The 11,166-nt window shown below is 72.2% G+C and carries 6 protein-coding genes; 5 read left to right on the forward strand and 1 reads right to left on the reverse strand.

What is annotated here, in order from left to right; translation table 11 throughout:
- Nucleotides 1-118: 118 nt before the first annotated feature.
- Entirely contained in the window at nucleotides 119-3,634 is a 3,516-nt protein-coding gene (gene metH / locus GA0115242_RS23950; protein ID WP_093831797.1) for a methionine synthase, read from the reverse strand.
- Nucleotides 3,635-3,917: 283 nt separating this feature from the next.
- On the opposite strand from metH, the gene GA0115242_RS23955 reads away from it, so the two are divergent.
- The 5 genes from GA0115242_RS23955 to GA0115242_RS23975 form a co-directional block, all read left to right on the forward strand.
- On the forward strand, nucleotides 3,918-4,682 hold the full coding sequence (locus tag GA0115242_RS23955; protein ID WP_093831798.1) for an IclR family transcriptional regulator: 765 nt from the start codon (nucleotides 3,918-3,920) through the stop codon (nucleotides 4,680-4,682).
- A gap of 389 nt (nucleotides 4,683-5,071) precedes the next feature.
- Nucleotides 5,072-5,863 (forward strand): MIP/aquaporin family protein, encoded by a 792-nt coding sequence (locus tag GA0115242_RS23960; RefSeq protein WP_093831800.1) that lies wholly within the window; start codon nucleotides 5,072-5,074, stop codon nucleotides 5,861-5,863.
- A 47-nt stretch (nucleotides 5,864-5,910) separates the two neighbouring features.
- Complete coding sequence (glpK, locus tag GA0115242_RS23965; RefSeq protein ID WP_093831802.1) at nucleotides 5,911-7,446, forward strand: glycerol kinase GlpK; 1,536 nt, start codon at nucleotides 5,911-5,913, stop codon at nucleotides 7,444-7,446.
- 95 nt (nucleotides 7,447-7,541) lie between these two features.
- Nucleotides 7,542-9,158 carry a glycerol-3-phosphate dehydrogenase/oxidase gene (locus GA0115242_RS23970; protein ID WP_093831804.1) on the forward strand — a complete coding sequence of 539 codons (1,617 nt, stop codon included), beginning with the start codon at nucleotides 7,542-7,544 and terminating at the stop codon, nucleotides 9,156-9,158.
- Nucleotides 9,159-9,388: 230 nt separating this feature from the next.
- Nucleotides 9,389-11,166, forward strand: a 1,778-nt coding sequence (locus tag GA0115242_RS23975; protein ID WP_141721733.1) for an NACHT domain-containing protein, incomplete at its 3' end; no start/stop codon positions are given.

Here is an 11,166-nt window from a genome sequence, read left to right on the forward strand (position 1 = left end):
CCTGGCGCACCTCCTCGGGGACGATCAGGCCGGTTCCCGCGCGGGGAACCGGCCTGCAGTGGACCGACCAGTGTACGGCGTCGCCGGGCGCGGTGCGCGTCCTGTCCGGGAGGAGGGGTCAGCGGGCGTTGAAGTACTTGGCCTCGGGGTGGTGGATCACGATGGCGTCGGTGGACTGCTCCGGGTGGAGCTGGAACTCCTCGGAGAGGTGGACGCCGATCCGCTCGGGCTCCAGGAGCGCGGCGATCTTGGCGCGGTCCTCCAGGTCGGGGCAGGCGCCGTAGCCGAGGGAGAAGCGGGCGCCGCGGTACTTGAGGGCGAACATGTCCTCGATGTCGGCGGGGTCCTCCCCGGCGAAGCCGAGTTCGGAGCGGACGCGGGCGTGCCAGTACTCGGCGAGCGCCTCGGCGAGCTGGACGGAGAGGCCGTGGAGTTCGAGGTAGTCGCGGTAGGCGTCGGCCTCGAACATGCGGGCGGTCTCCTCGCCGATGCGGGAGCCGACGGTGACGATCTGGAAGCCGACGACATCGGTCTCCCCCGACTCCTCGGGGCGGAAGAAGTCGGCGAGGCAGAGGCGGCGGCCGCGGCGCTGGCGCGGGAAGCTGAAGCGGGTGCGCTCGTTGCCCGCGTCGTCGAGGACGATGAGGTCGTCGTCCTTGGAGACGCACGGGAAGTAGCCGTAGACGACGGCGGCTTCGAGGAGGTTGTCGGTCTGGAGCCGGTCGAGGAGACCGCGCAGCCGGGGGCGTCCCTCGGTCTCGACGAGTTCCTCGTAGCTGGGCCCCTCGCCGGTGCGGGCCTGCTTGAGGCCCCACTGCCCCTTGAAGAGGGCGCCTTCGTCGAGCCAGCTCGCGTACTCCTTGAGCTGGATGCCCTTGATGACGCGGGTGCCGCGGAAGGGGGGTTCGGGGACGGGGTTGTCGGTGGAGACGTCGGAGCGGACGTGTCCTTCCTCGGGCCGTTCCTCGGTCTGGACGGTGGGGGTGGCGCGGACCCGGCGCTGCTTGAGTTCGGGGAGCTTGGCCCCGGGCAGGCCGCGCTTGACGCCGATGAGGGCGTCCATCAGGCGCAGTCCCTCGAAGGCGTCGCGGGCGTAGCGGACCTCGCCGCCGTACAGCTCGTGGAGGTCCTGCTCGACGTAGGCGCGGGTGAGGGCGGCGCCGCCGAGGATGACGGGGTAGCTGGTGGCGAGGCCGCGCTGGTTCAGCTCCTCCAGGTTCTCCTTCATGATCACGGTGGACTTGACCAGGAGTCCCGACATGCCGATGACGTCGGCGCGGTGTTCCTGGGCGGCGTCGAGGATCGCGGAGACCGGCTGCTTGATGCCGAGGTTGACGACGTTGTAGCCGTTGTTGGAGAGGATGATGTCGACGAGGTTCTTGCCGATGTCGTGGACGTCGCCGCGGACGGTGGCGAGGACGATGGTGCCCTTGCCCTCGGTGTCGGACTTCTCCATGTGGGGTTCGAGGTGCGCGACGGCGTTCTTCATGACCTCGGCGGACTGGAGGACGAACGGGAGCTGCATCTGGCCGGAGCCGAAGAGTTCGCCGACGACCTTCATGCCGTCCAGGAGGGTGTCGTTGACGATGTCGAGGGCCTTGCGTGTCTCCAGGGCGGCGTCGAGGTCGGCTTCGAGGCCGTTGCGTTCGCCGTCGACGATGCGGCGCTTGAGGCGTTCGTCGAGCGGGAGGGCGGCGAGTTCCTCGGCCTTTCCGGCCTTGAGGGACTTGGCGGTGGCGCCCTCGAACAGGGCCATCAGCTTCTGGAGCGGGTCGTAGCCCTCGGAGCGGCGGTCGTGGACGAGGTCGAGGGCGGTGGTGACCTCCTCCTCGGTGAAGCGGGCGATCGGCAGGATCTTGGAGGCGTGCACGATCGCCGAGTCGAGACCGGCCTTGACGCACTCGTCGAGGAAGACGGAGTTGAGCAGGATGCGGGCGGCCGGGTTGAGGCCGAAGGAGATGTTGGACAGGCCGAGGGTGGTCTGGACGTCGGGGTGGCGGCGCTTGAGTTCGCGGATGGCCTCGATGGTGGCGATGCCGTCGCCGCGGGACTCCTCCTGGCCGGTGCAGATGGTGAAGGTCAGGGTGTCGATGAGGATGTCGGACTCGTGGATGCCCCAGTTGCCGGTGAGGTCGGCGATGAGGCGTTCGGCGATGGCGACCTTCTTCTCCGGGGTGCGGGCCTGTCCCTCCTCGTCGATGGTGAGGGCGATGAGGGCGGCGCCGTGTTCCTGGGCGAGTCGGCTGACCTGGGCGAAGCGGGAGTCGGGGCCGTCGCCGTCCTCGTAGTTGACGGAGTTGATGACGGCGCGGCCGCCGAGCTTCTCCAGTCCGGCCCTGAGCACGGGGACCTCGGTGGAGTCCAGGACGAGGGGGAGGGTGGAGGCGGTGGCGAAGCGGCCGGCGAGTTCGGCCATGTCGGCGACGCCGTCGCGGCCCACGTAGTCGACGCAGAGGTCGAGCATGTGGGCGCCCTCGCGGATCTGTTCGCGGGCGAGTTCCACGCAGTCGTCCCAGCGGGCTTCGAGCATGGCCTCGCGGAACTTCTTGGATCCGTTGGCGTTGGTGCGCTCGCCGATGGCGAGGTAGGCGGTGTCCTGGCGGAAGGGGACGCTCTGGTAGAGGGAGGCGGCGCCGGGCTCGGGGTGCGGGCGGCGCTCGGTGGGGATCAGGGAGCGGGTCCGCTCGACGACCTGGCGCAGGTGTTCGGGGGTGGTGCCGCAGCAGCCGCCGACCAGGGAGAGGCCGTAGTCGGTGACGAAGGTCTCCTGCGCGTCGGCCAGCTCGGGCGCGGTCAGCGGGTAGTGGGCGCCGTCCTTGCCGAGGACGGGCAGACCGGCGTTGGGCATGCAGGAGAGCGGGATGCGGGAGTGCCGGGCGAGGTAGCGCAGGTGCTCGCTCATCTCGGCGGGGCCGGTGGCGCAGTTGAGGCCGATCATGTCGATGCCGAGGGGTTCGAGCGCGGTGAGCGCGGCGCCGATCTCGGAGCCGAGGAGCATGGTGCCGGTGGTCTCGACGGTGACGGAGACGATCAGCGGGGCGTCGAGCCCCGCGGTCTCCAGCGCGCGGCGGGCGCCGAGGACGGCGGCCTTGGTCTGCAGGAGGTCCTGGGTGGTCTCGACGAGGAGCGCGTCGGCGCCGCCCTCGATGAGTCCCTCGGCGTTCTGCTGGTAGGCGTCGCGCAGCAGGGTGTAGGGGGCGTGGCCGAGGGTGGGGAGCTTGGTGCCGGGGCCCATGGAGCCGAGGACCCAGCGGGGGCGGCCGTCGCGTGCGGTGAACTCGTCGGCGACCTCGCGGGCGACGCGGGCGCCGGACTCGGACAGTTCGCGGACGCGTTCGGGGATGTCGTACTCGCCGAGTGCGGAGTGGTTGGCGCCGAAGGTGTTGGTCTCCACGCAGTCGACGCCGACGGCGAAGTACTCCTCGTGGACGGAGCGCACGATGTCGGGGCGCGTGAGGTTGAGGATCTCGTTGCAGCCTTCGAGGTTCTCGAAGTCGTCGAGGCTGGGCTCCTGCGCCTGGAGCATGGTGCCCATGGCTCCGTCGGCGACCACCACACGGGTGGCGAGTGCCTCGCGGAGCGCGGCCACACGGGTGCGGCTGTCGGCGGAAGGGGTCAGTGGCGACGAGGCCATGGAGGGGCTCCCTGATGTGCGACGGCTGTCGGCTTTGCGCGGTCCGTGGAACTCTCCGCGGTGGGCGCACCGGGCCAGAGTAACCGGGTCGGCGCGGCAGCGGGCGCGGCGTCCGCGTGGCGGACGAGGATGACGTGGGCGTCGTCGTCGGGATACGAGTGACGCGACCGGGGTCGGCCGTTCGTTGGCGGCAGGTCGACATGGACCGGTAGTGTTCGGCATTGCCGAACGGTGGCCTCGGCGCGGACGCGTCGCGGCCGATGGGGACGGAGGCAGGACGGCGATGGCACGGAACATCCAGTCGCTCGAACGGGCGGCGGCGATGCTGCGGCTGCTCGGCGGCGGCGAGCGACGGCTCGGCCTGTCGGACATCGCCTCGTCGCTCGGTCTCGCCAAGGGCACGGCCCACGGCATCCTGCGCACCCTCCAGCAGGAGGGGTTCGTGGAGCAGGACGAGGCGTCCGGGCGGTACCAGCTGGGCGCGGAGCTGCTGCGCCTGGGCACCACCTATCTGGACGTGCACGAGCTGCGGGCGCGGGCCCTGGTGTGGACGGACGACCTGGCCCGCTCCAGCGGGGAGAGCGTCCACCTGGGGGTGCTGCACCAGCAGGGGGTGCTGATCGTGCACCACGTCTTCCGCCCGGACGACAGCAGGCAGGTGCTGGAGATCGGCGCGATGCAGCCGCTGCACTCGACGGCGCTCGGCAAGGTGCTGTCGGCGTACGACCCGGTGGCGCACAGCGAGGCGCTGGAGTCGCGGCGCACGGCGTTCACCGACCGGACCGTGCACGATCCGGAGGCGTTCGAGCAGGTTCTGGACCTCACGCGCGCGCGGGGCTGGGCGGCGGACGTGGAGGAGACCTGGGAGGGCGTGGCGTCGGTGGCGGCGCCGGTCCACGACCGGCGGCGGATGCCGGTGGGCGCGGTCGGTGTCACCGGTGCGGTGGAGCGGCTCTGTCCGGCGGGCGAGCTGCGGCCCGAGCTGATCGCGGCGGTGCGGGACTGCGCCCGCGCGGTGTCGAGAGACCTGGGCGCCGGGCGTTTCTGACGCCGCGGATGGCGGAAGTCTCCATCCGACCGACCGGTACGCCGCCTCGGCCGCCGGGTCGGTCGGCCCGCCCGCGTCCCGCCCGCTGTCGCGTGCCCGATTTCCCCCAAGTGGGACATTCGGCGCAAAAGCATACAATGGCGTCAGTACAAGATCGATAGCTCACAGCAATCGAAAACGCTCGTTCTTTCGACAACAGAACCCTTGACGTGCGTGTGACGCCGGAGCCAGACTCCCGTCCATCGGTCGGCATTGTCGAACACCTACCGGCAATACGCGCTAGAGTGTGACAACGCCAAGGGCCGTCATCGCTCTCACCCACGAGGGCGCCAGACCCCCGAAGGGACTCGGGGTTCGGCTTCCCTGGACGAAGGACAAAGGAGTCGCGGGTGTCCAGCTCCGACATCTTCATCGGCGAGACCATCGGTACCGCCCTACTCATCCTGCTCGGCGGCGGCGTCTGCGCCGCCGTCACCCTGAAGGCCTCCAAGGCCCGCAACGCCGGCTGGCTCGCCATCGCCTTCGGCTGGGGCTTCGCGGTCCTCACGGCCGTCTACGTGTCGGCGCCGCTCTCCGGCGCCCACCTCAACCCCGCCGTGACCCTCGCGATCACGATCAAGGACGGCGACTGGAGCCAGCTCCCCGTCTACTGGGGCGGCCAGCTGCTCGGCGCGATGATCGGCGCGGTGCTGGTCTGGCTCGCGTACTACGGCCAGTTCCAGGCGCACCTGACCGACAAGGACATCGTCGGCGAGGTCCAGCAGCCCGCCAGGGTCAAGTCCGTCGAGGCCGAGGAGAAGGGCGCGGGCCCCGTGCTCGGCATCTTCTCCACCGGCCCCGAGGTGCGCGTCGCCTGGATGAACCTCGTCACCGAGATCATCGGCACCTTCGTCCTGATCATCGCCGTCCTCACCCAGGGCCTCAGCGACGACGGCAAGGGCCTGGGCGCGCTGGGCGGTCTGATCACCGCCCTGGTCGTGACCGCGATCGGTCTCTCCCTCGGTGGCCCCACGGGGTACGCCATCAACCCGGCCCGTGACCTCGGCCCGCGCATCGTGCACGCGCTCCTGCCCCTGCCCAACAAGGGCAGCTCCGACTGGAGCTACGCCTGGATCCCGGTGGTCGGCCCGCTGATCGGCGGCGCCCTCGCGGCAGGCCTGTACAACCTCGCCTTCGCCTGACGCGCCCCGCCCCCGACCACTTCCCTTACGGACCCCAGGAGCCAACCGTGACCGACGCACACACCGCCGGGCCGTTCATCGCCGCCATCGACCAGGGCACCACCTCGTCGCGCTGCATCGTCTTCGACCGCGACGGACGCATCGTCTCCGTCGACCAGAAGGAGCACGAGCAGATCTTCCCGAAGCCCGGCTGGGTCGAGCACGACGCCGCCGAGATCTGGACCAACGTCCAGGAGGTCGTCGCCGGAGCGATCCAGAAGGCCGGCATCACCCGGGACGACATCAAGGCCATCGGCATCACCAACCAGCGCGAGACGACGCTGCTCTGGGACAAGAACACCGGTGAGCCCGTCCACAACGCCATCGTCTGGCAGGACACCCGCACCGACGCCCTCTGCCGCGAGCTGGGGCGCAACGTCGGCCAGGACCGCTTCCGCCGCCAGACCGGCCTGCCCCTCGCCTCCTACTTCGCCGGGCCCAAGGCCCGCTGGCTGCTCGACAACGTCGAGGGCCTGCGCGAGCGCGCCGAGGCGGGCGACATCCTCTTCGGCACCATGGACAGCTGGGTCATCTGGAACCTCACCGGCGGCGTCGACGGCGGCAAGCACTACACCGACGTCACCAACGCCTCCCGCACCCTGCTGATGAACCTGCACACCCTGGAGTGGGACGAGAGCATCGCCGAGTCCATCGGCGTGCCGATGGCGATGCTCCCCGAGATCCGCTCCTCCGCCGAGGTCTACGGCGAGGTGTCCGGCGGGCCGCTCGGCGAGCTGCTCGGCGGCATCCCCGTCGCCTCCGCGCTCGGCGACCAGCAGGCGGCCCTCTTCGGCCAGACCTGCTTCTCCGAGGGCGAGGCCAAGTCCACGTACGGCACCGGCACTTTCATGCTGATGAACACCGGTGAGCGCATCATCAACTCCTACTCGGGGCTGCTGACCACCGTCGGCTACCGGATCGGCGACCAGAAGCCGGTCTACGCCCTGGAGGGCTCGATCGCCGTCACCGGTTCGCTGGTGCAGTGGATGCGCGACCAGATGGGCCTCATCTCCACCGCCGCCGAGATCGAGACGCTCGCCCTGACCGTCGAGGACAACGGCGGCGCCTACTTCGTCCCGGCCTTCTCCGGCCTGTTCGCCCCGTACTGGCGCCCCGACGCCCGCGGTGTGATCACCGGCCTGACCCGGTACGTCACCAAGGCGCACATCGCGCGCGCCGTCCTGGAGGCCACCGCCTGGCAGACCCGTGACGTCAGCGACGCCATGACCAAGGACTCCGGCGTGGAACTCACCGCCCTCAAGGTCGACGGCGGCATGACCTCCAACAACCTGCTGATGCAGACCCTCGCCGACGTCCTGGACGCGCCCGTGGTGCGCCCCATGGTCGCCGAGACCACCTGCCTCGGCGCCGCCTACGCCGCCGGTCTCGCCGTCGGCTTCTGGTCCAGCACCGACGACCTGCGCGCCAACTGGCGCCGGGCCGCGGAGTGGACCCCCAACATGGCCGCGGAGACCCGCGACCGCGAGTACAAGAGCTGGCTCAAGGCCGTCGAGCGGACCATGGGCTGGATCGACGAGAACTAGTCGGGAGCCGGTCAACCACCGGCTCAGCGACGGCCGCGCGGCGGCTCACCCGCCGCCCGCGCCCGTCGCAGGACGTCGAGGAGTAAGAACCCCACATGACCAGTCAGTCCACCCTGAAGTCCGTGCCCGCCCTGGGCATACGCCCGGCCTCCGGCTCCCACCCGAGCCGCGCCGAGACCCGGGAACAGCTCGCCAAGGCGTCGTACGACCTGCTCGTGATCGGCGGCGGCATCCTGGGCATCTCCACCGCCTGGCACGCCGCGCAGTCCGGGCTCCGGGTGGCCCTGGTCGACGCCGGTGACTTCGCCGGCGCCACCTCCTCCGCCTCCTCCAAGCTGCTCCACGGCGGTCTGCGCTACCTGCAGACCGGCGCGGTGAAGCTGGTCGCGGAGAACCACTTCGAGCGCCGCGCCGTCTCCCGCCAGGTCGCCCCGCACCTGGCCAACCCCCTCACCTTCTACCTGCCGGTGTACAAGGGCGGCCCGCACGGCGCGGCCAAGCTCGGCGCCGGCGTCTTCGCCTACTCCGCGCTCTCCGCCTTCGGCGACGGCGTCGGCCACCTCCTCTCCCCCGCCAAGGCGGCCCAGGACGTGCCGGAGCTGCGCACCGAGAACCTCAAGGCCGTGGCCGTCTACGGCGACGACCAGATGAACGACGCGCGGATGGCGCTGATGACGGTCCGCGCGGCCGTCGAGGCGGGCGCCGTCGTCCTCAACCACGCCGAGGTCACCGGTCTGCGCTTCACCGACGGCCGGGTCACCGGCGCCGAGCTGCGCGACGCCACCTCGGGCGACGAGTTCGGCGTCAGCGCCCGGCTGGTGCTGAACGCGACCGGCCCCTGGGTGGACCACCTGCGCCGCATGGAGGACCCGAAGGCGGCCCCGTCGATCCGCCTCTCCAAGGGCGCGCACCTGGTCCTGAAGCGGACGGCGCCCTGGAAGGCCGCGCTGGCCACGCCGATCGACAAGTACCGGATCACCTTCGCCCTCCCCTGGGAGGACATGCTGCTGCTCGGCACCACCGACGAGGAGTACGAGGGCGATCCCGCGGACGTCGCCGTCAACGACAAGGACGTCACCCAGATCCTCGACGAGGCCGCGTTCTCCGTGCGCGACCAGCAGCTCGACCGGGACCTCATCACCTACGCGTTCGCCGGTCTGCGGGTGCTGCCCGGCGGGCCCGGCAGCACCGCCAAGGCCAAGCGGGAGACCGTGGTCACCGAGGGACGCGGCGGCATGCTCTCCGTCGCGGGCGGCAAGTGGACGACGTTCCGGCACATCGGCCGCACGGTGATGAAGAAGCTGGAGTCGCTGCCCGGCCACCCGCTGGGCGACGGCTTCGAGCCGATCTCCGCGCTGCCGAAGAAGCTGCCGCTGCCCGGCGTCGCCAACCCGCGCGCGGTCGCCCACCGCCTGCTCGTGGACAACCCGGCGGGCGGCTCCCGGATGTCCGCCGACACCGCGAGGCACCTGGCGACCCACTACGGTTCGCTGGCCTTCGACATCGCGCGGATCGCCAACGAGAACCCGGAGCTGGCCGAGCGCGTCCACCCGGACGCCCCGGAGATCTGGGCGCAGGTCGTCTACGCCCGCGACCACGAGTGGGCCGAGACCCAGGACGACGTGCTGCGCCGCCGCACCACGCTGACCATCCGCGGCCTGGCCACGGACGAGATCCGCGCGAAGGTCCAGGACGTGCTCGACGCCGGGTGAATCCGCGCGGCCGGCCCTCCTCCCCGGGTCGGCGCGCTCTGTCGGAGGGGCCGTCCCACGGTGGGACGGCCCCTCCGGCGTGTCCGCCCCGCCGCGCCCCCGCCCGCCCCCCGAACACGTCCGCGCGCTGCTCCGTCCGGGGTTGGAAGCGCCGCCGGGCGTCCGGCGGGAGCGTTAGAACGGGGGGCTGCGGCAGGGACGGGCGGGACGGAGACACCCGGGAGCGGCGTATGCGGGGCGGTTGGCAGAGGACGCGGGCCAGGCGGCGGCTGGGGCTCGCGGTGTGCGGGGTGACGCTGGTCGCGCTGGCCGGGGTGCTGCGCCTGTGGTGGCGGGACGCGGCCACCGCCGGTGTGCTGGTCTCCGCGATCGGGGCGTTCGTGTCGGTGCTCGCCCTGGTCGGGGACTTCCTGCGGGGCGACGCGGACACCTCGTCCCGGTCGCCCGAGGAGCGGCGGCGTGCCGCGGCCGACGCTCTCGCCGACGCCGTGCGGGAGCAGTGGGCGGCCGAGGCGCGGCTGCGGCGGCTGCGGGACCCGGCGCCGCTCGAGGTGCGGTGGACGGTGGCCGACCGGCGGCTCGCCGACCATCCCCGCAACGTCCGCAGGGCGCGTCCGCTGCCCGCCCCGCGGGCCGGGCGGCTCGACGACGTCACCGCGGAGTTCGCGGCACTGCCCGGCCGCCGGATGGTGGTGCTGGGCGGGCCGGGGTCGGGCAAGAGCGTGCTGGCGATGCGGTTCGTGCTGGCCCGGCTGGCCGAGCGGTCGCCGGGCGGCGCGGTGCCGGTGATCTTCCCGCTGGCGGGCTGGGACCCGGAGACGACGGGGCTGCGCGACTGGCTCGCCGAGCGGCTGGCCCTCGACTACCGGCCGCTCGCGGCGCCCGCCGACGAACGCCGCACGCTGGCCCGCGCGCTGCTGGACGCGGGCCTGGTCCTGCCGGTCCTCGACGGCTTCGACGAACTGGCCAGGCCCGTCTACGCGTTGGCCGTGCGCCGGGTCAACGCCGAGCTGGACGACGATCTGCCGCTGCTGCTCACCGGGCGCGGCGAGGCGTGGGCGGCGGCGGTCGCCGAGGGGGACGTGCTGACCGGCGCGGACGTCGTCGAGCTGCTGCCGCTCTCGCTGTCGCAGGCGGGTGCGCACCTGGAGCGGACGTCCCGGCCGCGCTACCCGGACGGCGGGCGGCCGGTGACCGTGTGGACGCCGGTGCTGCGGGTGCTGGCCGAACGCCCGGAGCTGCCCGCCGCGTTGGCGCTGACCTCGCCGCTGATGGTGGCGCTGGCCCGCGCGGTCTACGGGGACGACACGTCCCGTGACCCGGCCGAACTCCTCGACGAGGAGCGGCTGCCGACGGTGGAGGCCGTCGAGGGGCATCTGCTGGAGGCGTTCGTCCCGGCCGCGTTCCTCGACGCGGGCCCGGGGGCGGCCCCGAAGGCGGTGCGCAGGCTGACGCTGCTGGCGCGGACCCTCCAGGAGCGGGGCCGGGGCCGGATCGGCTGGTGGGAGCTGGACCGGCTGCTGCCGCCCGCCGTCCGGGTGTTCGCGCCGGGGCTGGTGTCGCTGGCGATGCTGTCGGCGCTGCTGGTGCCGGTGGTGCTGGCGCGGGCGGCGGCCCAACTGGCCAGTGTCCACGACGTGGTGGCGGTGCTGGCGACGCTGGCCGGGCAGACGCTGGGGTTCGCGCTGGGGACGGTGCTGCTGCTGCCGTCGGCCCGGTCGCGGCCGCGGGCGTTCCTGACCCGGCAGACGGTGGTGACGTCCGGGGCGAGCATGCTGCTGTGGATCGGTGTCGCGTGGGCGGACGACCTGCGGTTCGGGTTCCGGTTCGGCGCGGTGAGCGACGGGTGGGTGCCGGACCTGCTCGGCGGGTGCCTGTTCTCGCTGCTGTTCTCGCTCTTCTTCGGTCTCGCGGGGCTGCCCAGGCGGCCGGTGCCGGCCGGGCTGCCGTGGACCGGGCGGGCGGGCCGGGCGGTGGCCCGGGTCGGGGCGCGGCGCTGCTGGTGGGC

Source organism: Streptomyces sp. SolWspMP-5a-2 (assembly GCF_900091845.1).
GTDB classification, from domain to species: Bacteria; Actinomycetota; Actinomycetes; order Streptomycetales; family Streptomycetaceae; genus Streptomyces; species Streptomyces doudnae.

Coding starts and splice junctions, on each gene's coding strand:
- metH (WP_093831797.1), bottom strand. CDS start 3,634: ATGGCCTCGTCGCCACTGACCCCTTCCGCCGACAGCCGCACCCGTGTG.
- GA0115242_RS23955 (WP_093831798.1), top strand. CDS start 3,918: ATGGCACGGAACATCCAGTCGCTCGAACGGGCGGCGGCGATGCTGCGG.
- GA0115242_RS23970 (WP_093831804.1), top strand. CDS start 7,542: ATGACCAGTCAGTCCACCCTGAAGTCCGTGCCCGCCCTGGGCATACGC.